21 protein-coding genes are annotated in these 21131 nt (G+C 67.6%); 6 read left to right on the top strand and 15 right to left on the bottom strand.

The genetic code is table 11. From position 1 onward, the window contains the following. Entirely contained in the window at positions 1-948 is a 948-nt protein-coding gene (gene dapD, locus AAY78_RS17545) for a 2,3,4,5-tetrahydropyridine-2,6-dicarboxylate N-succinyltransferase (RefSeq protein WP_046749566.1), read from the top strand. 289 nt (positions 949-1237) lie between these two features. Then, on the top strand, positions 1238-2614 hold the full coding sequence (locus AAY78_RS17550; RefSeq protein ID WP_046749567.1) for a DEAD/DEAH box helicase: 1377 nt from the start codon (positions 1238-1240) through the stop codon (positions 2612-2614). Between the two features lie 69 nt (positions 2615-2683). Here the strand turns inward: AAY78_RS17550 and AAY78_RS17555 are convergent, their stop codons facing one another. The 6 genes from AAY78_RS17555 to AAY78_RS17580 form a co-directional block, all read right to left on the bottom strand. Then, the gene (locus tag AAY78_RS17555) at positions 2684-3973 is read right to left on the bottom strand and encodes a citrate synthase (protein ID WP_045263168.1); all 1290 of its coding nucleotides are present in this window, start codon (positions 3971-3973) and stop codon (positions 2684-2686) included. Between the two features lie 191 nt (positions 3974-4164). Continuing rightward, on the bottom strand, positions 4165-5277 hold the full coding sequence (gene dapC / locus AAY78_RS17560; RefSeq protein WP_046749568.1) for a succinyldiaminopimelate transaminase: 1113 nt from the start codon (positions 5275-5277) through the stop codon (positions 4165-4167). An 11-nt stretch (positions 5278-5288) separates the two neighbouring features. Then, positions 5289-5609: a ferredoxin gene (gene fdxA / locus AAY78_RS17565; RefSeq protein WP_045263079.1), complete on the bottom strand. Its 321-nt coding sequence runs from the start codon at positions 5607-5609 to the stop codon at positions 5289-5291. A gap of 9 nt (positions 5610-5618) precedes the next feature. Further along, positions 5619-6029 (bottom strand): hypothetical protein, encoded by a 411-nt coding sequence (locus AAY78_RS17570; RefSeq protein WP_046749569.1) that lies wholly within the window; start codon positions 6027-6029, stop codon positions 5619-5621. Between the two features lie 49 nt (positions 6030-6078). Further along, positions 6079-6393 carry an AzlD domain-containing protein gene (locus tag AAY78_RS17575; protein ID WP_046749570.1) on the bottom strand — a complete coding sequence of 105 codons (315 nt, stop codon included), beginning with the start codon at positions 6391-6393 and terminating at the stop codon, positions 6079-6081. Further along, a complete protein-coding gene (locus AAY78_RS17580) occupies positions 6390-7112 on the bottom strand; it encodes an AzlC family ABC transporter permease (RefSeq protein WP_046749571.1) in 723 nt (240 codons plus the stop codon). The genes AAY78_RS17575 and AAY78_RS17580 overlap by 4 nt, the downstream gene beginning before the upstream one ends. Positions 7113-7216: 104 nt before the next feature. On the opposite strand from AAY78_RS17580, the gene AAY78_RS17585 reads away from it, so the two are divergent. Further along, positions 7217-7765 (top strand): helix-turn-helix domain-containing protein, encoded by a 549-nt coding sequence (locus AAY78_RS17585; RefSeq protein WP_046749572.1) that lies wholly within the window; start codon positions 7217-7219, stop codon positions 7763-7765. A 3-nt stretch (positions 7766-7768) separates the two neighbouring features. Here AAY78_RS17585 and AAY78_RS17590 read toward each other — a convergent pair whose 3' ends face one another. From AAY78_RS17590 to typA, 4 genes are all read right to left on the bottom strand, one after another. Further along, positions 7769-9400, bottom strand: a complete 1632-nt coding sequence (locus tag AAY78_RS17590) for an MFS transporter (protein WP_046749573.1) — start codon at positions 9398-9400, stop codon at positions 7769-7771. Then, entirely contained in the window at positions 9397-10443 is a 1047-nt protein-coding gene (gene glsA, locus AAY78_RS17595; RefSeq protein ID WP_046749574.1) for a glutaminase A, read from the bottom strand. The genes AAY78_RS17590 and glsA overlap by 4 nt, the downstream gene beginning before the upstream one ends. 98 nt (positions 10444-10541) lie before the next feature. Next, the gene (locus AAY78_RS17600; RefSeq protein WP_052748831.1) at positions 10542-11438 is read right to left on the bottom strand and encodes a hypothetical protein; all 897 of its coding nucleotides are present in this window, start codon (positions 11436-11438) and stop codon (positions 10542-10544) included. 196 nt (positions 11439-11634) lie between these two features. Beyond that, positions 11635-13548, bottom strand: coding sequence for a translational GTPase TypA (gene typA / locus AAY78_RS17605; protein ID WP_046749575.1), 1914 nt, complete (start codon positions 13546-13548; stop codon positions 11635-11637). Positions 13549-13650: 102 nt separating this feature from the next. Between typA and AAY78_RS17610 the strand changes: the two genes are divergently transcribed. The 3 genes from AAY78_RS17610 (at position 13651) to AAY78_RS17620 (ending at position 15102) form a co-directional block, all read left to right on the top strand. Further along, positions 13651-14457: a CPBP family intramembrane glutamic endopeptidase gene (locus tag AAY78_RS17610; RefSeq protein WP_046749576.1), complete on the top strand. Its 807-nt coding sequence runs from the start codon at positions 13651-13653 to the stop codon at positions 14455-14457. Positions 14458-14545: 88 nt separating this feature from the next. Next, positions 14546-14758 carry a hypothetical protein gene (locus tag AAY78_RS17615; RefSeq protein WP_046749577.1) on the top strand — a complete coding sequence of 71 codons (213 nt, stop codon included), beginning with the start codon at positions 14546-14548 and terminating at the stop codon, positions 14756-14758. Positions 14759-14883: 125 nt separating this feature from the next. Continuing rightward, complete coding sequence (locus AAY78_RS17620) at positions 14884-15102, top strand: hypothetical protein (protein ID WP_046749578.1); 219 nt, start codon at positions 14884-14886, stop codon at positions 15100-15102. 82 nt (positions 15103-15184) lie between these two features. Here the strand turns inward: AAY78_RS17620 and AAY78_RS17625 are convergent, their stop codons facing one another. The 5 genes from AAY78_RS17625 to AAY78_RS17645 all read right to left on the bottom strand — a co-directional run bounded on the left by AAY78_RS17625 (position 15185) and on the right by AAY78_RS17645 (position 21013). Then, positions 15185-15745, bottom strand: a complete 561-nt coding sequence (locus AAY78_RS17625) for a PH domain-containing protein (protein ID WP_046749839.1) — start codon at positions 15743-15745, stop codon at positions 15185-15187. An 8-nt stretch (positions 15746-15753) separates the two neighbouring features. After that, on the bottom strand, positions 15754-17418 hold the full coding sequence (locus tag AAY78_RS17630) for a dipeptide ABC transporter ATP-binding protein (protein ID WP_046749579.1): 1665 nt from the start codon (positions 17416-17418) through the stop codon (positions 15754-15756). Next, on the bottom strand, positions 17415-18356 hold the full coding sequence (locus AAY78_RS17635; protein WP_046749580.1) for an ABC transporter permease: 942 nt from the start codon (positions 18354-18356) through the stop codon (positions 17415-17417). The genes AAY78_RS17630 and AAY78_RS17635 overlap by 4 nt, the downstream gene beginning before the upstream one ends. Continuing rightward, on the bottom strand, positions 18346-19275 hold the full coding sequence (locus tag AAY78_RS17640) for an ABC transporter permease (protein ID WP_046749581.1): 930 nt from the start codon (positions 19273-19275) through the stop codon (positions 18346-18348). The genes AAY78_RS17635 and AAY78_RS17640 overlap by 11 nt, the downstream gene beginning before the upstream one ends. 94 nt (positions 19276-19369) lie before the next feature. Continuing rightward, positions 19370-21013 (bottom strand): peptide ABC transporter substrate-binding protein, encoded by a 1644-nt coding sequence (locus AAY78_RS17645; RefSeq protein WP_046749582.1) that lies wholly within the window; start codon positions 21011-21013, stop codon positions 19370-19372. Positions 21014-21131: the final 118 nt, after the last annotated feature.

The following is a 21131-nucleotide window of genomic DNA, read 5'->3' on the forward strand; positions in this document are numbered from 1 at the left end:
ATGAGCGACGCGCGCACGGTATGGGGTATCGGACTGACCACGATCGCCGGAGACGGCACCGTCCTGGATGCGTGGTACCCCGAGGTGCGGACCGGAACCGCGGAGGCGGATGAGGCCGCCGTCACCGCGCTCGCGGATCTCACCGGAGCCGACCAGCGACGCAACGTCACGGTGGAAGTCGTGCAGCTGCAGATCGACCTCGACGCCGCACCGGCTTCGACCGCGGACGCCTATCTTCGTCTGCACGCGCTCTCCCACCTGGTGGTGCGCCCCAACGATGTGAACCTCGACGGCGTCTTCGCTCATCTCCCGAACGTCGCCTGGACCAACGCGGGACCCGTCCTGCCCTCGGACGCCGCCCGCCTGCGTCCGCTCCTCCAGCGGTCAGGCATCCAGGTCCAGGGTCTGGACAAGTTCCCCCGTCTCACGGACTACGTGCAGCCGACCGGTGTCCGCATCGCGGATGCTTCCCGCGTGCGCCTCGGCGCATACCTCTCCCCCGGCACCACTGTCATGCACGAGGGTTTCGTCAACTTCAACGCCGGAACGCTCGGCGCGTCGATGGTGGAGGGCCGCATCTCCCAGGGGGTCGTCGTCGGCGACGGCAGCGACATCGGCGGGGGCGCCTCCATCATGGGCACGCTCTCGGGCGGAGGGACGCACCGCGTCGCGATCGGCGCGCGCACGCTGCTGGGCGCCAACGCCGGCATCGGCATCTCCCTCGGTGACGACTGCGTCGTCGAAGCAGGCCTCTATGTGACGGCCGGCACGAAGATCGTCCTGGTCGACGGCCCCGTGACCGCCGGTGGCGGGCGGAGGACGGTGAAGGGCGGAGAGCTCTCCGGTCAGGACGGACTGCTGTTCCGCCGCAACTCGCTCAGCGGTGCCGTCGAGGCCGTCCGCCGCGCCGGCGTCGGGGTGACGCTGAACGAGGCCCTGCACGCCTGAGACCCCCGGGCGGCGGGTGTCAGTGCGCGCAGGTGGCCTCGGCGACCCGCGCAGGAGCCGACATGCAGCCGAGCTCATGCATGCACTGGTAGACTGACTCCGTTGCGTGTACCGCCGGTACCCAACATCGTCGTCGTCACGGGGTCTCCGAGGACCGAAGCGAGCGGAACCGCTCCCACCACCAGCACGAGCTGGCCTTTCGAACGGCGAACCGATGCGCTATTCCGCGCCGTCGCCCACCTCACCCCCTATCTCGCGCCGTTCATTCGTGCGCTGACGGAGTTTCTGCATGTCTACTTTCCTTGAACTCGGCGTTCCCGCCGAGCTCGCCGCCGTTCTCGCCGACTCGGGTAAGACCGAGGCGTTCGCCATCCAGCGCGACACGCTGCCCGACTCTCTCGCCGGACGCGACCTCCTGGGTCGCGGACGCACCGGCAGCGGCAAGACCATCGCCTTCGCGCTCCCCCTCGTCGCCCGCCTCGCCACCTCCGGCGGTCAGCGCCGCGCCGGCCTGCCGCGTGGTCTCGTCCTCGCCCCCACGCGTGAGCTCGCGACTCAGATCGCCGCGACGATCACTCCTCTCGCCGAGGCCGCCGGCCTTCGCGTCACGACCGTCTTCGGCGGCGTCAGCCAGCGCCCGCAGGAGCAGGCACTGCGCGGCGGTGTCGACATCGTCGTGGCCTGCCCCGGCCGCCTGGAGGACCTCATGAAGCAGCAGGTCCTCCGTCTCAGCGCGATCGAGGTCACCGTGCTCGACGAAGCCGACCACATGGCCGACCTCGGCTTCCTCCCCGGCGTCACCCGCATCCTCACGGCCACGCCCGCCGGCGGACAGCGCCTGCTGTTCAGCGCGACGCTGGACCGCGGTATCGACACCCTGGCGCGCCGCTTCCTCTCGAACGCGGTCAGCCACGAGGTCGATGAGGAGAGCGTTCCCGTCGGCGAGATGACGCACCGCGTGCTGGTCGTCGACTCCACCGACAACAAGACCGTTCTCGTGCGCGAGCTCGCCTCCGGCACCGGTCGGCGCATCCTCTTCACGCGCACCAAGCACCAGGCGAAGAAGCTGGCGAAGCAGCTCACCGCCGCGGGGATCCCCGCCGTCGACCTGCACGGCAACCTCTCGCAGAACGCGCGCGAGCGCAACCTCGGTGCGTTCTCGACCGCCCCTGAGGACGGCGGCGTGCGGGTGCTCGTCGCGACCGACGTCGCCGCGCGCGGCGTCCACGTCGACAACGTCGACCTCGTCGTCCACGTCGACCCGCCGGTCGAGCACAAGGCATACCTGCACCGTTCCGGCCGCACAGCCCGCGCCGGTGCTGCCGGAACCGTCGTCACGGTCGTGCTCCCTGAGCAGCGCCGCGACGTCAAGGATCTTCTGCGCAAGGCTGCCATCACGGCGCCGCTCGAGGATGTCACCGCCGCTGCGGTCGCCGAACTCGTCCCCGAGCGCGCGCCGCACGTGCGCCCGGCACCGGTGCAGGCACCGCAGCAGCAGCAGCGTCAGTCCTCGAAGCAGCGTCCGGCCGGCGGCGAGAGGAACAGCGCGGCCAACCCGCCGTCGCGTCGCCGTCGTCGCCCCCGTCCCGGCGCAGGCCAGGGTGGCGGGTACTCCACGCAGAGCGGTCAGTCCCGTCAGGGCGGTCGCGGCTCGCAGGGTCGCTGACCCCGCTGCACGGCGAAGAAGAAAGCGCCCCTTCCGCTACGGCGGGAGGGGCGCTTTCTCGTCACGCGCTCAGCGCGTGGGGAACTGACGTTCCGGCGATCCTGTGTACAGCTGCTGCGGACGACCGATCTTCGTCTGGGGGTCGAGCTGCAGCTCGCGCCACTGCGCCAGCCAGCCGGGCAGGCGTCCGATCGCGAACAGCACGGTGAACATCCGCGTGGGGAAGCCCATCGCCTTGTAGATGACCCCGGTGTAGAAGTCGACGTTCGGGTAGAGACGGCGCTCACGGAAGTAGTCGTCGGCCAGCGCCAGCTCTTCGAGCTCCTTGGCGAGGTCGAGGAGCGGATCGGTGACGCCCAGCGACGAGAGCACCTCGTCGGCCGCGTCCTTGACGAGCTTGGCGCGGGGGTCGTAGTTCTTGTAGACCCGGTGCCCGAAGCCCATCAGCTTCACGCCCTCTTCCTTGTTCTTCACCCGCTCGACGAAGCGCGAGACGCTCTGTCCGGAGTCGCGGATCTGACCGAGCATGGTCAGCACGGCCTCGTTCGCCCCGCCGTGGAGCGGACCGGAGAGAGCCTGGATACCGGCGGACACGGATGCGAACTGGTTGGCTCCTGTCGAACCGACCAGGCGGACCGTGGACGTCGACGCGTTCTGCTCGTGGTCTTCGTGCAGGATGAGGAGCAGCTCGAGAGCCTTCGACATCACCGGGTTGACCTCGTACTCCTCACTGTGAACGCCGAAGTTCAGCTTCAGGAAGTTGTCCACGAAGCTCAGGGAGTTGTCGGGGTACAGGAAGGCCTGACCGACGCTCTTCTTGTGCGCGTAGGCCGCGATCACGGGGAGCTTCGCGAGCATGCGCACCATGTTCAGCTCGACGTGCTCCGGGTTGTGCGGGTCGGTCTGACCCTCGTAGTAGGTCGAGAGCGCCGCGACGGCCGAGGACAGCACCGACATCGGGTGCGCCGTGTGCGGAAGCGCCGAGAAGAAGCGCTTGAGGTCTTCGTGCAGGAGGGTGTGCCGGCGGATCTTCTCGTCGAATTCCGCCAGCTCGGAGGCGGAGGGCAGGTCGCCGTAGATGAGGAGCCACGCGACCTCGAGGTAGCTCGTCGAACCCGCGAGCTGCTCGATCGGATATCCGCGGTACCGCAGGATGCCCTTGTCGCCGTCGATGAATGTGATCTCCGACTTCGTCGACGCCGTGTTGACGAAACCGTAGTCCAGGCCGGTGTAGCCCGTCTGCCGCGTCAACGTCGAGAAATCGATGCTGTCGTGCCCCGCCGTGCCGCGCAGCACCGGGAATTCAGCGGTCGTGTCGCCGATCGTCAGCTTCGCCGTCTGGTCTGCCGCTGCACTCACGCGGACCTCCTCGTAGTGTCCGCCCCCGCTCGTCGCGGTGGGTTCGAACAAGATGTTGATCAAGCCTGAACTGGCGATCTCACGGCGCTCAGGCGCCAGGTCGGGTCACGACCGAATCGCCTTTACAGCCTAGTAGTCGCACAGGCCTACTGTGACATCCGCCAAAGGGACGCCCCCTCCGAGGAGGGAATCTACATGTCGGCCACAGTGAGACGGCGCGCAGCCTCGGCCACATGAGCCGTCGAAGCGGTGAGGGCCAGGCGGACATGCTGCCCGGAGTCACCGCCGTAGAACGGACCTGGACCGGCCAGGATGCCCAGATCGGCCAGCCGTCCCATCGATTCCCAGGAGTCCCGCCCCTCGGTCGCCCAGAGGTACAGCCCGGCCTCCGAACCGTCGATGCGGAAGCCTGCGGCCTCCAGCGCGGGACGCAGGGCATCGCGGCGGGTGCGGTAGAGAGCCTTCTGGACGGCGACGTGCTCGTCGTCCGCGAGCGCCACCGCCATCGCGTGCTGCACCGGTGCCGGGGGCATCAGCCCGAGATGCTTGCGGGCAGTGAGAAGCTCGCCGACGACACGAGCGCACCCGGCCACGAACGCCGCACGGTAGCCGGCGAGGTTCGACTGCTTGCTCAGCGAGTAGACACTGAGCAGGTTCGCACGACTTCCGCCCGTCACCCGCGGGTCGAGGACCGACGGGATCGACTCGGTCGCCCAGACGCCGTCCCAGCCCAGCTCGGCGTAGCACTCGTCGCTCGCGAGCACGGCACCGAGCTCACGAGCACGACGCACGGCAGCGGCGAGCTCATCGACGGTCCAGGTGCGTCCGTCCGGGTTGCCCGGGGTGTTGATCCAGATGAGCTTGGTGCCCTCCGGCCAGTCGGCTGGATCGTCCGCGGGAAGGGGCGTCGCTCCAACCACGCGTGCGCCGACCTCGTAGGTCGGGTAGGCCACGCGCGGGTGGACGACGATGTCTCCGGCCCCCAGACCGAGCAGTGTGGGCAGCAGCGCGACGAGTTCCTTGGACCCGATCGTCGGGAGCACGTTGTCGACCCGGAGGTCGGGCACTCCCCTGCGCCGGGCGTACCACTCGACGATCGCCTCCCGCAGGGTGGGCGTGCCCACCGTCTGCGGATAGGCATGCGCATCCGTGGCCTCGGCCAGGGCGCGGCGGATGATGTCGGGGGTGGGGTCGACCGGAGAACCGACCGAGAGGTCGATCAGTCCGTCGGGGTGCTGCTGCGCGCGCTCACGGAACGGGACGACGGCATCCCACGGATAGTCGGCGAGATCGCGGACGCTCACGGAGCCAGCGCCTACTCGCCCTGAGGCGGCAGAGCCGCGACGATCGGGTGATCGAACGAGTAGACACCCACCTTGGCGGCGCCACCGGGCGACCCGATCTCGTCGAAGAACTCGACGTTGGCCTTGTAGTAGTCCTGCCACTCATCGGGCAGATCGTCTTCGTAGTAGATCGCCTCGACGGGACACACCGGCTCGCAGGCGCCGCAGTCCACGCATTCGTCCGGGTGGATGTAGAGCGAGCGTTCGCCCTCGTAGATGCAGTCAACGGGGCACTCGTCGATGCAGGCGCGATCCTTGACATCGACGCACGGGAGGGCGATCACATACGTCACCCCCTCAGTCTACGACTCGCGCGGCTCGGGTTCCTGCGCGGCAGGCGCCTCCGTGCGCACCGGGAGGCGTCGGACGGAGGGCCAGGCGACGACGAGCAGGACGATTCCGGCGACCAGATAGGTCCAGATCTGCCCGAGGAACGAGGCGGGCACGACGACGGATCCGCCCGGCCCCTCCCCGGAGATCAGCACCAGCATGCCGATCATCCCGAGTCCGGCCGCGACAGCGGCGCCCCTGTCATGCGTGAGGGTTCGGACGGCGATGAGGATGGCAGCGCACGCGATGGCCGCGATGATCATGCCGATGGGGATGGGGCCCCACATCACACTGTGACTGATAGTGCCGGCGACGCCGTAGACACCGCCGACGAGGGCGGCAGCGATCCACGACAACACTCTCGACACCCAGCTCACGCGCACCTGTCGATCTTACCGACGAGCCCCCGCCGGACGGGATCGGGGAGGTCGGTCATGCGGCGATCCCGAACAGACGCAACAGGGCTGCGACCGCCGCCGCCGCGACGACGACCACGAGGAAGGACTGCCGCAGCCACAGGAGGCCGCCGGCGACCAGCAGCGCGGGCACGCGAGCATCGACCGTGATCGCCTGACCGTCGCCGAGGGTCTGCACGGCCACGAGAGCCGCGAGCAGACCCACTGTCAGCAGATCGGAGATGCGGGCGGTGCGCGGCGCCTCCAGCACCCGAGGGGGCACCAGGTATCCGGCCGCCTTGAGGGCGAGGCAGATCAGGGCGGCGAGGAGGATCGCACTCCACACGGTCACGAGGCCGCCCCCGCACCCCGGTCCGCTCCACCGTCGGTCGAGGCCGCGGGACGACCCCACCAATCGAACCAGCCGACGGCGATCGCGACGACCGCAGCCACCAGAACCGGAAGGCCCGGCATCAGGAACGGCGTGAAGGCCGCGGCGACGACAGCCGCGGCGACGCCGACCGCGACGGCCTGCCGCTGCCGGAGCCGAGGCCAGAGGAGAGCGAGGAACGCCGCGGCTGCGGCCGCATCCAGTCCCCACGTCCTGGGGTCGCCGAGCACGTCGCCCACGAGCGCCCCGACGAGGGTGGTGATGTTCCACCCGACGAAGATGCCGATCCCGGTCACCCAGAAGCCGACCTGCCGCAGCCGAGGATCACCCTGTGAGATCGCCACGGCCGTCGACTCGTCGATCGTGAAGTGCGCAGCTGCGGCCTTGCGAGCCGGTCCGCCCCCGATGATGGGTGACATCCGCATGGCGTAGGCGACGTTGCGGACACCGAGGAGCGCCGCCGAGGCGATCGCGGAAGGCAGTGCCGACAATCCCCCGGCGGTGAAGACGCCGACGAAGGCGAACTGGGACCCCCCGGTGAACATCAGCAGACTCAGCACACAGGTCTGCCAGACGTCGAGCCCCGACGCCACGGCGAGCGCGCCGAAAGAGACCCCGTACGCACTGGTCGCCAGCACCACGCCGAGTGCCTCACGCCAGACCTCACGCTCCGCGGTCATCGCGCCGCCCAAGAGCTGCCGTTCGCTTCGGTGAACACATGGTCATAATTCTGAACACGTTCTGCGGCATAGTCAAGCGAACGATCGTTTGACATGATGAACGTATGGAGGAACTTCGTACGCGCATCGCCCGCACCCTGCGCCGGGAACGTGAGGCGGCGAGCCTGTCGGTGTCCGAACTCGCTCGACGGGCCGGGGTCTCCAAGGCGACGGTGTCCCAGCTCGAGAGCGGCTCGGGCAACCCCAGCGTCGAGACGCTGTGGGCCCTCGGCGTCGCACTGGGGGTGCCCTTCGCCGTGCTCGTCGACCAGCAGTCCAACGCACCGAAGCTGATCCGCGCAGACGATTTGTCCGGGGTGCCGTCCTCCGCTGCCGCCTACAGCGCGACCCTGCTGTCTGCGAGCCCGCCCGGCGCACGCCGCGACGTCTACCTGATCCAGGCCGAGCCGGGCGACGCACGCCGGTCGGATCCCCATCACCCCGGGACGATCGAGCACGTGGTCCTGATGGCCGGCCAGGCGCGCATCGGTCCGGCGGAGAATCCCGTCCTCCTAGACCCCGGCGACTACCTGACCTACGCCGGCGATGCGCCCCATGTCTTCGAGGCGACCGTGGCGGGCACCAGAGCCGTGCTCATCTCGGAGCTGCGCTGAGCTTCACTCCCCTCCCGAGACCGGCGACGGATCGGGGATCTCGTGCGGCCGATACTGCGGTAGCCGCGAAGCCGGAAGGATCGCGAGCGCGCTGATCCCCGCCAGCAGAAGGAGTCCGAGCTTGAGAGTGCCCAGGCGCGACTCCTCGTTCACCACCACCGCGGCGTCGATCTGCTCGGGCGTCGCGTCCGTCGCCTCGAGCGCCGCGCGCAGATCGTCGTTGCTGATGAAGTTGATGTTGTCCATGTCGACCTGGGCGACGAGGGACGGCGGCAGCTCGGGATGCTCGACGACCGCACGACCGACGCTGAGACCGAGGAGGGACACCAGCAGCGCTCCGGCCAGCGCGGTGCCCACCGCCGAGGCGAGGTTCTGCGTGGTGCCTCGCAGCGACCCCACATCCCCCGCGAGCTCGGCCGGAGCCGCCGTCACCAACACGTTGAACACCAGGGTCACCAGCGCCCCCTGCCCGATGCCGAAGACGATCAGGCCCAGGATCGTCGGGATCGTCTCCCAGTTGTTGTTGACCACGAACGACAGCCACACCAGGGCCGCCGTGGTGAGGATGAACCCGACGACGCCGATCGTGCGCGGTGGGAACCGCTTGTACAGCCGCACCACGAGGGTGGCGGTGACGAAGACCGTCAGGTTGAACGGCATCATGGCCATCGAGGTGTCGAACGGCGTCCTGCCCTGCACGATCTGGATATAGAGCGGGATCGTGAAGTTCACGCACGCTTCCAGCGCCACCACGATGAACATCGCGTACACGGCGGCGCGCTCGCGAGAGGATCCGAGGACGCTCAGGTCGATCAGGGGCACCTTCCCCTCCGCCATCCGCTTCCTCGTCCACAGGAAGAACGCCTGGCCGAGCACGAGGCCGACCACGATGAATACGGGGGCCGGCGAGAGGCCGAGCACCGAGAACGGGGCATCGGCCGTCGCCGCCACGGCACCCCACGAGTTCAGGTTGTTGAACCCGAGGGTCAGCAGCACGATCGCCGCGCCGATGAGCAGCGAGGTGACGAGGTCGATGCGGATCGACGCATCGCCGCGATCGCCGCGCAGGGTGAAGCTCAGGGCGAACACCACCACGGCGATGCCGAGAACGATGAAGAACATCGGTCGCCAGCCCACCAACGTGCCCAGCGTCCCTCCGATCAGGAATGCGCTGACGCCCGAGATCGCGCGCGCCGAACCGATGGCGCCGATGGCGGTCGCCTGCTGAGGCCCCCGGTAGTTCTCGGCGATGAGAGCGACGATCGACGGCACGATGATCGCGGCAGCCGCTCCGGCCACGGCCTGCCCCGCGATGGCCCACCACACGGTGGGGGCGAGGATCATCATGATCGATGAACCCGCGAACAACGCGATCACGATCCGGAAGATCACGACCCAGCCGATCCGCTGCCCGAGCTTCGCGCCGGTCATCACGAGCGCCGCGACGGCGAGGCCGTACATGACGATGGTCGTGCTCGCGACCGTCGGCGGCACTCCGAACTCGCTCACCATGCCCCCGAGCGAGATCGGCAGCGCGGCGACGTTGAACGACATCAGCACCTGCGCGAGGAAGAGGCTGACCATCGGCAGCCACGAGGTCTTGATCGGGGTCTGCGGTACGGGGATCTGGGTCATGACAGCTCCAGGGATGCGGAGGGCGAGGCGGGAGAGGACCCAGGATGGGGGACGGCCGACGAGGCGAACAGGTTCAGCCCGAGCGCCCGCGACAGGTAGCCGATGGCCATCTGCGAGCGGACGGAGTTGCCCGCCTCGTCGAGTCGAGGAGAGAACCCCGCGACAGCGCCCTTTCCCGGCGCGATGGCGACGATGCCTCCCGCGACTCCGGACTTCGCGGGGAGTCCGATCTCGAACAGCCAGTCGCCGGAGCGTTCGTAGAGGCCCGTCGATGCGACGACCGCGAGCGTGTCGCGGCACACGTCCGCCGAGACGATCCGCTCGCCCGTGACGGGGTTCACTCCCCCGTCGGCGAGTGTGGCACCCATGACCGCGAGGTCGTGAGCCGTGACCCCGAGCGCGCACTGGCGCGTGTACACATCGACCACCTCGTCCGGGTCACCCGCGAGTCGCCCGTAGCTGCGCATCAGACGTCCGAGAGCACGGTTGCGGTCGTTGGTCGCGGCCTCCGAGGCGTACACGACGCCGTCGAGGCTCAGCGGCCGGCCGGCGAACGCCGAGAGCCCCTCCCGCATCCGCTCCCACTGCTCCACGGGTGTCGCACCGGGCATGAGCGCTGTCGTGGCGATCGCCCCCGCGTTGACCATGGGGTTCATCGGGTGGCCGTCGTTGAGCTCCAGCGCCATCACGGAGTTGAAGGCCAGGCCGGTGTTGTTCACCCCGACGATTTCGCGCACGCGCTCATGGCCGTGCTCCTGGATGGCCAGGGCGTACACGAACATCTTCGAGATCGACTGGATCGAGAACGGATGCAACGCATCACCGGCGTCGTGCAGCCCGCCGCCGACCTCGATCACCGCCAGACCGAACAGCTCCGGATCGACCTCCGCGAGCACCGGGATGTAGTCCGCGACGCTCCCGCGGCGCTCGTCGGCGTAGCGGGCGTGAGCATCGCGCACCACCTCCTCGACGCGGTCCCACCCCGGCAGCGCGCCGGTGGACGCCTCCTGCGGGACGCCGTGCCATGCTGCGGGGTCGAGCACATCTCCTCCTCGGATCCGTGACGTCCCCCAGCCGTCAGAGTCACCGTAGCGCTCGACGACCGCCTTCACCTAGAGCATGTGCAGCGTTGCGGAGGGGATCAGTACCAGTTCATCGCCTGGGAGTGCGACCATGCGCTGCAGGGGGTGCCGTACACCGACGAGATGTACCCGAGACCCCACGCGACCTGCGTGGCCGCGTTCGTCTGCCAGTCGGAGCCGGCGGAGGCCATCTTGCTTCCGGGGAGCGCCTGCGGGATGCCGGTGGCACCGCTGGGGTTGTACGCCTTGTAGTTCCAGCCGGACTCCTTGTTCCACAGGGAGTTCAGGCAGGAGAACTGGTCACCGCCCCATCCGTACGTGCTCGACATGATCTGCTGTGCGGCCGCCTTCGCCCCCTCGGGAGTGTTCGCTGCAGCCAGCGCGGCTGCGGCCTGCTGTTCCGCGGCGGCCTGGGCCGCCGCCTGCTCCGCTGCGACCCGCGCTGCCTCCTCCTCGGCCTGCTTCTGCTGGGCGGCGGTCAGCGCCCCGCGCAGCTCCGCGGTGTCGGCGACCACGCTCGCGGTCTCATCCTGCGCCTTGTCGGCGAGGACGCCTACGAGCAGCACCGGCGTCACCTCGGTGTCATCGAGCTTCTCGATGTCGCTTTCGAGATCGGAGGTGTCGACGGAAGTCACTGCTCCCACATCGAGGCCGGCGGCGGCGACCTCAGCGCTCAGGGTCTCGGCTGCGGTGACCGCGTCCTTCGCCTGTGCCAGAGTGGCGGAGGCATCCTCCGCGATCTCTGCCAGCGGCTGAGCGCCCGCCAGTGCGGGTGCGGTGACGGCCGCAGCAGGGCTCATGGCTCCCACCGCGGGGGTGGAGGCCAGACCGACGCTCAGCGTGATGCCGACCAGCGTCGCCGATGCGACGCCGAGGATGGTCATGGGACGGTGGGCCGCGTTACGGGCTGATGCCGCCGCGGAGGCGCGCCGAAGCGCACGGGTCTTCTGAAGCATTGGGTTCGACTTTCGGGTTGTCGTACGCCCTTTAAGGAGACTCATCGGGAGCTCGTCCCAGGCGCAAGTGAACCACTCTGAACGATGAACCTGAACGAAAACAATCCCTCACCTGGGATTTACATGAGAAGAGGGCCCCGCGCACGCCTTTCGGCGGCACGGGGCCCTCTCACTCGGAGCGTGTCCGAGGCTGTTCTCAGACGCTCGCGTCCTGGCGCTTCAGGCGTGCGGTCTCACGTGCACGCGTGTTCGCGTCGAGGTTCACCTTGCGGATGCGCACGACCTCGGGAGTCACCTCGACGCACTCGTCGTCGCGGGCGAACTCGAGGCTCTCCTCCAGCGTCAGCTGGCGTGGAGGCGTCATCGACTCGAAGGTGTCGGAGCTCGCTGCACGCATGTTGGTGAGCTTCTTCTCCTTGGTGATGTTCACGTCCATGTCGTCGGCGCGCGAGTTCTCGCCGATGACCATGCCCTCGTAGACCTCCTGCGTGGGCTGCACGAAGAACGACATGCGCTCCTGCAGAGCGATCATCGCGAACGGGGTGACGACACCCTGACGGTCAGCGACGATCGAGCCGTTCTGACGCGTCGTGATGGAGCCGGCCCACGGCTCGTAGCCGTGCGAGATCGCATTCGCGATACCGGTGCCGCGGGTCGTGGTCAGGAACTCGCTGCGGAAGCCGATGAGGCCGCGCGACGGGACGATGAACTCCATGCGCACCCAGCCGGTGCCGTGGTTGGTCATGTTCTCCATGCGACCCTTGCGGTTCGCGAGCAGCTGCGTGATCGCGCCGAGGTGCTCTTCCGGAGTGTCGATCGTGAGGTGCTCGAACGGCTCGTAGGTCTTGCCGTCGATCTTCTTCGTGACCACCTGCGGCTTGCCGACGGTGAGTTCGAAGCCCTCGCGACGCATGTTCTCGACGAGGATGGCGAGAGCGAGCTCGCCTCGGCCCTGCACCTCCCACGCGTCCGGACGGCCGATGTCGACGACCTTGAGCGAGACGTTGCCGATGAGCTCCTTGTCGAGACGGTCCTTGACCATGCGAGCCGTGAGCTTGTGCCCCTTGACCTTGCCCATGAGCGGCGAGGTGTTGGTTCCGATCGTCATGGAGATGGCGGGGTCGTCGACCGTGATGGCCGGAAGCGGACGGACGTCCTCGGGGTCGGCGATGGTCTCGCCGATCGTGATGTTCTCGAAGCCGGCGATGGCGACGATGTCACCGGGGCCTGCGGACTCGGCAGGGTAGCGCTCGAGTGCACGGGTCTTCAGGAGCTCGGTGACACGCGCGTTCTGGTGCGTGCCGTCAGCGCGCACCCAGGCGACGGTCTGCCCCTTCTTGAGGGTGCCGTTGAAGATGCGGAGCAGGGCGAGACGGCCGAGGAACGGGCTGGAGTCGAGGTTCGTGACCCAGGCCTGCAGCGGGTGCTCGTCGTCGTACTCCGGCGCCGGCACGTGCTCGAGGATGGCTTCGAAGAGCGGCTCGAGGTCGTCGTTGTCCGGAAGCGTGCCGTCGGCGGGACGGTTCTGCGAGGCGGCGCCGGCACGACCGGAGGCGTAGACCACCGGCACGTCGAGAAGAGCGTCGACGTCGAGGTCGGGCACGTCGTCGACCAGGTCGGAGGCGAGACCCAGCAGCAGGTCGTGCGCCTCTTCCTCGACCTCGGCGATGCGCGCGTCAGGACGGTCGGTCTTGTTGACCAGGAGGATGACGGGCAGCTTGGCCTCGAGAGCCTTGCGCAGCACGAAGCGGGTCTGCGGCAGCGGACCCTCGCTGGCGTCGACGAGCAGCACGACGCCGTCGACCATCGACAGGCCGCGCTCGACCTCGCCACCGAAGTCGGCGTGGCCGGGGGTGTCGATCACGTTGATCGTGATCTCCTTGCCGCCGGCGTGCTTGCCCTTGTAGGTGATCGCCGTGTTCTTGGCGAGGATCGTGATGCCCTTCTCACGTTCCAGGTCGTTCGAGTCCATGGCGCGCTCATCGACGTGAGCGTGTTCGCCGAAGGAACCCGTCTGACGCAGCATGGCGTCGACGAGAGTGGTCTTGCCGTGGTCGACGTGCGCCACGATTGCGACGTTGCGGAGGTCAGAACGGAGGGCGTGCGCCATGCAGGTGTCCTAAAAGATGTGGGGTTTCGCCGGGAAGCCGACGTTCCAGGATAACGCAAGCTCGCGGCCGGTTCCTGAAAAGCAGGTCGTAGCATCGAGATCGTGACCCGACCGCAGGCTCCGTGGGACCTCCCCGACCTCTCCCCCGCCCCCTCCCGTGCTCGACTGTGGTGGGAGATCGCGATCGTCTTGGCGCTGGGTCTCGGCCAGTCGGCGGTCTACGCGGTAGTCCAGCTCGCCTACCGCCTCACGGACGACGTGCCGATCGCCGATCAGGTGGCGAAGCTCAACCCGTCTCGGAGCGACAGGGAGATCTTCGACCTCATCTACCAGGTGCTCGCGATCGGGTTCTCGCTCGTCCCCGTCGTGCTGGTGTGCTTCCTGCTGTGGCAGTCGCGACGCCCCCATCTGGCGCGTCTGGGGCTGGATGGCACCGGTGTCGCGAAGGATGCGGGCCGCGGCATCCTGCTCGTGCTCGCGATCGGCATCCCCGGGCTCGGTCTCTATCTCGCCGGCCGGGCGCTCGGACTGACCGTGGCCATCGATCCTGCCGGGATGGACGCGTATTGGTGGACCGTCCCGGTTCTCCTGCTCGCGGCGGCCCGCGCTTCCCTGCAGGAGGAGTTCGTGGTGCTCGGATACCTCTTCACACGGCTGCGACAACTCGGGTGGAGTCCGTGGACGATCATCATCTCCACGTCGGTCCTTCGGGCGAGCTACCACCTGTACCAGGGGTACCCGGCGTTCGTCGGCAACCTCGCGATGGGGCTGCTCTTCGGCTGGCTGTATCACCGCAGCGGGCGGCTGATGCCCTTCCTCGTCGCGCACTTCCTGATCGACGCGGCCGCGTTCGTCGGGTATCCATGGGCCGCGTCCCTGTGGCCCGAGCTGTTCGGTCTCCCCGGCTGAGTGACGACGGGTGGGATGGCTCTCCCCCTTCGCTGACGGGGTGCTCTAGCCTGAAGGCTTCCAACGACGGAAAACGGAGGGAAGTCTCATGAAGATGAACAGGATGACCAAGGCGGGGGCCGCGATCGCCATCGCAGCAGGGATCACGCTGCTCAGCGTCGCGCCCGCATCGGCAAGTGTTTTCGGGCCCTACTCGTCGGCGGCGCAGTGTAACGCCGATCGCACCGACTATGTCAGGGGCGGGGGGAAGGCCGCCCCCTGCATCCCCGGCACCGGAGGCTGGTACTTCCAGACGTACTGAGCATCATCGAGGATCGAGGCGGCGGGCATCAGCCCGTCGCCTCGATCCGTTGACACCCGTCGGACCTCGCCCCTAGGCTCGGGGCACCCACGACGACGTGGGTACGACAATCCGGGGGGATTCGAATGAAGAAGAAACTGTCCGCAACGGCCGCAGGCATCGTCCTCGTCACAGGAATGGTGTTCGGCGGGGCCGCTGCAGCGCAGGCCGCCAGCTGGTTCGGCCCGTTCACCGATCTGTCCTATTGCCAGGCCGAACGACGGATCTTCATGCAGGAGGGCTACAGCGTCGGCTCCTGCGTGCACCGCAGCGGCCAGCCGGGGTACTGGTTCTCCTACTCCTGAACCGGCCCCGAACCGTATTGCAACGTGCCCCCTGTCCTCGTGAGACGGCAGGGGGCACGTGTGCGGGGAAGTGGGAAGTATCTCAGCCTGCGGAGGCGATCATCACGGCGACGACCGCCCACACGATGATGATCCCGAGCGCTGACAGCGCCCTGGCGTCCCAGGAGCGACGGATCGGCGCACTCGCGGCGTGACCCGCAGCAGCCTGCCAGCGGTCGCGGATGTCCGTCAGGCCGCGCAACGACGCGGAGACCTGCACTTCCTCGTCGCGCATCTTGCTTCGTCTCGGACGCGCGTGCGCCGGTCCACCCCAGCAGGTGAGCTCCGTGTCATCGTCGAGCGAGAACCGCAGCTGCCACTGCAGGTCGATGTCACGGACCCGGTGCCAACCGAACTCGGTGCGCCGCAGCATGTTCTGGACGAGTGCCCCGTCGTCGCTGATGCGGACCATCGACACGAAGCTGATCTCGTAGATGATCCACAGGCCGAGAAGCACCCACGGTGCGAGGAGCAGCGTCTGCCCCCAGCCTCCGCGCACGACGGCGTCGCCGAGCAGGAACACCGCCAGAGCGAGGCTCACGACCATGACGACCGTGCCCGAGGACGAGCGGAAGGTCCGCCCGTCCTCGGGAGAGTTCGGCATCGCCACGATCAGAGGCCACCCAGAGGGATGGACGCACCGGGGATCGCTTCGAGCAGACGGCTCGTGTACTCCTGCTTCGGGTTCGCGAAGGTCTCGTCGACCGTGCCCTGCTCGACGATCCGGCCGCGCTCCATGACGCAGACCAGATCGCTCGAGACACGCACCACCGCGAGGTCGTGCGTGATGAACAGGTAGGTGAGGCCCAGCTCCGTCTGCAGGTCGGCCAGCAGCCTGAGGATCTGCGCCTGGACGAGCACGTCCAGAGCGGAGACCGCCTCGTCGAGCACCACGATGTCCGGCTTGAGCGCCAGAGCACGCGCGATCGCGACCCGCTGGCGCTGTCCACCCGACAGCTCGCTCGGGTAGCGGGTCGCCAGATCCTGCGGCAAAGACACCTGATCCAGAAGCTCACGCACGCGCTCGCGACGCGAAGTGCGATCACCCACACCGTGGATCTCGAGCGGTTCGGCGATGGTGTTCTCGAGATTGCGCAACGGATCCAGAGAACCGTACGGGTCCTGGAACACCGGCTGCATGCGCCGGCGCAGACCGAAGGACTGTGCGCGGGAGAACCCGGACACGTCCATGCCGTCGATCTCGATCGTCCCCGACGTCGGGTCCTCCAGCTTGAGGACCATCTTGGCGACGGTCGACTTGCCCGAGCCCGACTCGCCGACGAGAGCCAGCGTCTTCCCGCGCGGGATCTCGAACGACACGTCGTCTACGGCGCGGAACATCTCGCTGCGGAAACCGCCCTGTCGGATGCGGTAGTCCTTGGTGAGGCCGGCCACTCGCACCGTAGGAGGGATGGCGGCGAGATCCTCGAGCGTCTCCACACCGCGGTCCTCGACCACGGCCTGGATGCGCTGGGATGCCACGCTGGGGGCGGCGGCGACGAGGCGCTTGGTGTACGGATGCTGCGGGTTCTGCAGGATCTCCCGGCTCGGTCCCGACTCCACGATCGTCCCGTTCTGCATCACGATCAGGCGCTCCGCGCGCTCGGCAGCGAGACCGAGGTCGTGCGTGATCAGCAGCATCGAGGTTCCGCGGTCGCGGGTCAGGCTCGCCATGTGGTCGAGGATGACGCGCTGCACCGTGACGTCGAGGGCCGAGGTGGGCTCGTCCGCGATCAGGAGCCGGGGGTCCGCGGCCAATCCGATCCCGATGAGCGCTCGCTGGCGCATACCGCCCGAGAACTGGTGAGGGAACTGGCGCAGTCGCTTGGCCGCGTCAGCGAGCCCCGCCTGCTGGAGCACCTCGATCGCCCGAGCCCGGACCGCCGCGCGTCCCTGGGCGAGGCCGTTGGCACGGACCGCCTCCTCGACCTGGAAGCCGATGCTCCAGACGGGGTTGAGGTTCGACATCGGGTCCTGCGGCACGTAGCCGATCGCCTTGCCGCGGATGCGCTCCATCTCCCGCTCGGAGAGGTGCGTGAGCTCCTCGCCGTCCAGGGTGATGCTCCCGCCGGTGACCTTTCCGGTGCCGGCCAGCAGTTTGATGATGGACGTCGCCGCCGTCGACTTGCCCGAACCGGACTCGCCGACGATCGCGACCGTCTCCCCTGCCATGACATCGAAGCTGATCCCATGCAGGACCTGTCGTGTGCCGTTCTGCGTGTCGAACGCGACCGTGAGATCGCGGACGCTCAGCAGCGGGGTCGTTGCTTCACTCATCGGCGTGCCCTCGCCCTCGGGTCGAGGGCGTCTCGGATGAGCTCCCCCAGAAGGATGAACGCGAGCACCGTGATGGTGAGCGCGATCGACGGATAGATCAGTGCCATCGGCGCGACACGCAGCGAGCGTTGTGCCTGGCTGATGTCGTTGCCCCAGGACATGACGTCGCTTCCGAGACCGACACCGAGGAAGCTCAGGGTCGCCTCCGCGACGATACCGCCGGCCAGTGCCAGGGTCGCCAGTACGAGCAGCGGAGCGAACGCGTTCGGGATCACGTGGGACAGCAGGGTGCCGAAACGCCCCTTCCCCAGCGCGGCCGACGCCATCACGAAGTCCGCTTGTTTCACTCTGAGCACTTCCGCCCTGACGACACGCGCCGTCGCGGCCCAGGCGAACCCACCGATCGCGAGGGCGAGGGTGAAGACGTTGCGGTACTGCGCGAACACCGTCATCACGACGACCGCCGCGAGGATGTAGGGGATCGAGAAGAAGATGTCGCCGACGCGGGAGAGCACGGCATCGAGCCATCCTCCGTAGTATCCCGCGAAGGCACCCATGATCAGACCGAGAGTCGAGCTGATGATCGTCGCCAGCAGACCGACGCTGATCGAGGTGCGCGAGCCCCAGACGATGCGCGACCAGATGTCGCACCCCTGGAACGTGTAGCCCAGGGGGTGGCCGGCGGCCGGTCCCGCATTGGAGTTCCCGAGCTCACACTGGTTGTTCGGAGGTGTCTGCGTGAAGAGCGTCGGCCACAGGGCCATCAGCAGGATGAGCGCGACGATGCCGAGCGAGATCCAGAACGACGGGCGACGGCGCAGATCTGTCCACGCGTCCCGCCAGAGACTCGCAGGCTTGCCTTTGACGTTGATGGCATCCGTCGGCGGCTGTTCGGCCACCACCGGTGCGACGTAATGGGAGGGACGGTCACTTGACATAGCGGATCCTCGGGTCGAGCAGCCCGTAGAGCAGGTCCACGAGCAGGTTGACGAGAACGTAGATGATGACGAACACCGTCACGAAGGAGACGATCGTCGGTCCTTCGTGCCTCAACGTCGCCTGGAACAGGGTCTGCCCCACGCCGGGAATGTTGAAGATGTACTCCGTCACGGTCGCTCCGACGAGGAGCACACCGAAGTTCGTCGCCGAGTTGGTGATCACCGGGATCAGGGAGTTGCGCAGCACGTGCACGGGGATCACGCGATTACGCGACAGCCCCTTGCCGTATGCCGTGCGCACCCAGTCCTGGTTGAGGGTGTCGAGAACAGACCCGCGCATGAGCCGCATGCTGGTCGCGTACAGGCTCAGCCCCAGCACGATGGCGGGAAGCCACAGATCGCCCCAGTCGTTCTGGCCACCGACGGTCGGACGGAACCAGCCCAGTTTGATCGCGAGGAAGTACTGCGCGAGGAAGGCGACGACGAAGATCGGCATCGACAGGAAGACGAGCGAGACGATCAGCGAGGCGTGGTCGAACAGCTTGCCCTTGCGGAGCGCGGAGAGCGTTCCGATGATGATCGCGAGCGTGAACTCGATCGCGATCGCCATGATGGCCAGACGTCCCGTGATGGGGAGCGTGCGTGCCAGCACGGTGCTCACGGACTCACCGGAGAACGTCGTTCCCATGTCGCCCTTGAAGACGCCGGTGATGTAGTAGAAGTACTGGACGAGGAACGGGTCGTCCAGGTGGTACTGCGCTCGGATCGTGGCGAGCAGCTGCGGGCTCGGCGGTTTGTCACCGAAGAGCGCCGCGATCGGGTCACCCGGCATCAGGAAGACGAGCGCGTAGATGAGAAGCGTCGCACCGAAGAAGACCGGGATCAGCTGAAGAAGTCGCCGCAGGGTGTAGGCGAGCATCCTTGCTCCTTTCGTGGAGTCGGAGTCAGCCGGAGTGCACGACGCGAGGCGGTGACGTCGCCGCCACCGCCTCGCTGCCGTTCACTCCAAGGGCCTACTCGGCCTTGGTGATCTCGTAGTAGAGCGGAACCGAGTTCCAGCCGACGGTGACGTTGTCGACCGAGTCGCCGAAGCCACCGATCGAGTTCTGGTACCAGAGCGGGATGACCGGGAGGTCGTTGAAGAGGATCTCCTGGACCTTCTCGTAAGCCGCGTTCGCGTCGTCCGCGCTCGTGGCCGCTGCACCCTCTGCGAGCAGAGAGTCCACCTCGGGGTTCGAGTAGTCACCGTCGTTCGACGATGCACCCGTGCCGTAGAGCGGCTGCAGGAAGTTGTAGACGGCGGGGTAGTCGCCCTGCCATCCGGAACGGTTCGCCGTCTGGATCGTGCGCTTGCCCGCGTCGTCACGCGCGTTGACCGCTGCGCGGAGAGTGGCGAGGTCGACGTACGGTGCGCCCGACGCCTCGATGCCGAGCGTGTTCTTCAGCGAGTTCGAGACCGCATCAACCCACACCTGGTGTCCACCGTCGGAGTTGTACGCGATCTGGAAGGTGCCGGACCACGGGGAGATGGCGTCAGCCTTCGCCCACAGCTCCTTGGCCTTCTCCGGGTCGTACTTCAGGACGTCGGAACCGGGAACGCTGTCGCTCCAGCCGTCGATGACGGGCGTCGTGAAGTCGCTCGCCGGGGTACGGGTGTCGGCGAAGATCTTGCTCGTGATCTCGTCGCGGTTGATCGCCAGCGAGATGGCCTGGCGGCGCAGGGTGCCCTCTTCGCCCGAGAAGTGCGGGAGCTGCCCACCGATGGTGAACGACTGGAAGATGGCCGCGGGCTGGTTGGTCGCCCGCTCGCCGAGCTCGTCCTCGAAGACCGCGAGCGAAGCCTCGGGGATCTGGTCGATGACGTCGATGTTGCCGCCGAGCAGGTCGGCGTACGCGCCCTCGGGAGCCGTGTAGAACTTCAGCGTCAGGCCGCCGTTCTGAGCGACGCGCTCACCCTTGTAGTCATCGTTCTTGACGAGGTCGATCTGGACGTCGTGCTGCCATGCTCCCTCCTTGGCGAGCATGTACGGACCGTTGCCGATCGGGTTCTCGCCGAAGGCGTCCATGTCCTCGAAGGCGACATCGGGCAGCGGGTAGAACGCCGAGTAGCCGAGGCGGGTCACGAAGTCGGAGGCGACGTCGCTGCTCAGGTCGATCGTGAAGGTCTGGTCATCGACCTCGGTGAGACCTGTGAGCTCGGAGTCTGCGTCGGGGTTGAAGCCGACGATGTCGGCGAACCAGGACTGGTTCAGCTGCGCGTTGGAGAGCTGCGCACCGTAGTTCCACGCATCGATGAAGTTGTGGGCGACGACGTCTTCACCGTTGGTGAACTTGTTGCCCTCCTTCAGCTTGACCGTGACCTTGTTCGGTGCGTCGACCGTGATCGACTCGGCCATGTCGTTGACGAGGGCACCGTCGCCGTCGTAGAAGGCGAGACCTGCGAAGACGGAGTCGAGAATCTTGCCGCCGTTGACCTCGTTGGTGTTGGTCGGGATCAGCGCGTTCTCCGGCTCGCCTCCGTTCGCCGAGATGATCGCCGACGCCGAGCCCTTGGAGCCCTCATCGCCGGAGTCGTTCCCGCCTGCGCAACCGGCCAGCGCCAGGGCGCCGACCACGAGCAGAGCGCTGCCCGCGAGGGCAATCCTGTTTCGTTTCACTTTTCGTCCTCCTGTGGACAGTGCTGAGTCTGCGCGCTCACCATCGAGCACGCAGGGATACCTGAGCGTAACCCGCCGCTTGACCCCCCGCCGCCTTCAGCTAACGAACTGTTACTGA

The sequence above is a fragment of the Microbacterium sp. Ag1 genome (assembly GCF_001005635.1).
In the GTDB taxonomy this organism is placed as follows: Bacteria; Actinomycetota; Actinomycetes; order Actinomycetales; family Microbacteriaceae; genus Microbacterium; species Microbacterium oxydans.

What these genes read in the sequence shown, in the direction of transcription:
- AAY78_RS17635 (WP_046749580.1), bottom strand. Translation starts at nt 18,356, where the DNA reads ATGTCAAGTGACCGTCCCTCCCATTACGTCGCACCGGTGGTGGCCGAA.
- dapD (WP_046749566.1), top strand. Translation starts at nt 1, where the DNA reads ATGAGCGACGCGCGCACGGTATGGGGTATCGGACTGACCACGATCGCC.
- AAY78_RS17640 (WP_046749581.1), bottom strand. Translation starts at nt 19,275, where the DNA reads ATGCTCGCCTACACCCTGCGGCGACTTCTTCAGCTGATCCCGGTCTTC.
- AAY78_RS17620 (WP_046749578.1), top strand. Translation starts at nt 14,884, where the DNA reads ATGAAGAAGAAACTGTCCGCAACGGCCGCAGGCATCGTCCTCGTCACA.
- AAY78_RS17630 (WP_046749579.1), bottom strand. Translation starts at nt 17,418, where the DNA reads ATGAGTGAAGCAACGACCCCGCTGCTGAGCGTCCGCGATCTCACGGTC.
- AAY78_RS17585 (WP_046749572.1), top strand. Translation starts at nt 7,217, where the DNA reads ATGGAGGAACTTCGTACGCGCATCGCCCGCACCCTGCGCCGGGAACGT.
- AAY78_RS17550 (WP_046749567.1), top strand. Translation starts at nt 1,238, where the DNA reads ATGTCTACTTTCCTTGAACTCGGCGTTCCCGCCGAGCTCGCCGCCGTT.
- AAY78_RS17615 (WP_046749577.1), top strand. Translation starts at nt 14,546, where the DNA reads ATGAAGATGAACAGGATGACCAAGGCGGGGGCCGCGATCGCCATCGCA.
- AAY78_RS17600 (WP_052748831.1), bottom strand. Translation starts at nt 11,438, where the DNA reads ATGCTTCAGAAGACCCGTGCGCTTCGGCGCGCCTCCGCGGCGGCATCA.
- AAY78_RS17625 (WP_046749839.1), bottom strand. Translation starts at nt 15,745, where the DNA reads ATGCCGAACTCTCCCGAGGACGGGCGGACCTTCCGCTCGTCCTCGGGC.
- AAY78_RS17590 (WP_046749573.1), bottom strand. Translation starts at nt 9,400, where the DNA reads ATGACCCAGATCCCCGTACCGCAGACCCCGATCAAGACCTCGTGGCTG.
- typA (WP_046749575.1), bottom strand. Translation starts at nt 13,548, where the DNA reads ATGGCGCACGCCCTCCGTTCTGACCTCCGCAACGTCGCAATCGTGGCG.
- AAY78_RS17580 (WP_046749571.1), bottom strand. Translation starts at nt 7,112, where the DNA reads ATGACCGCGGAGCGTGAGGTCTGGCGTGAGGCACTCGGCGTGGTGCTG.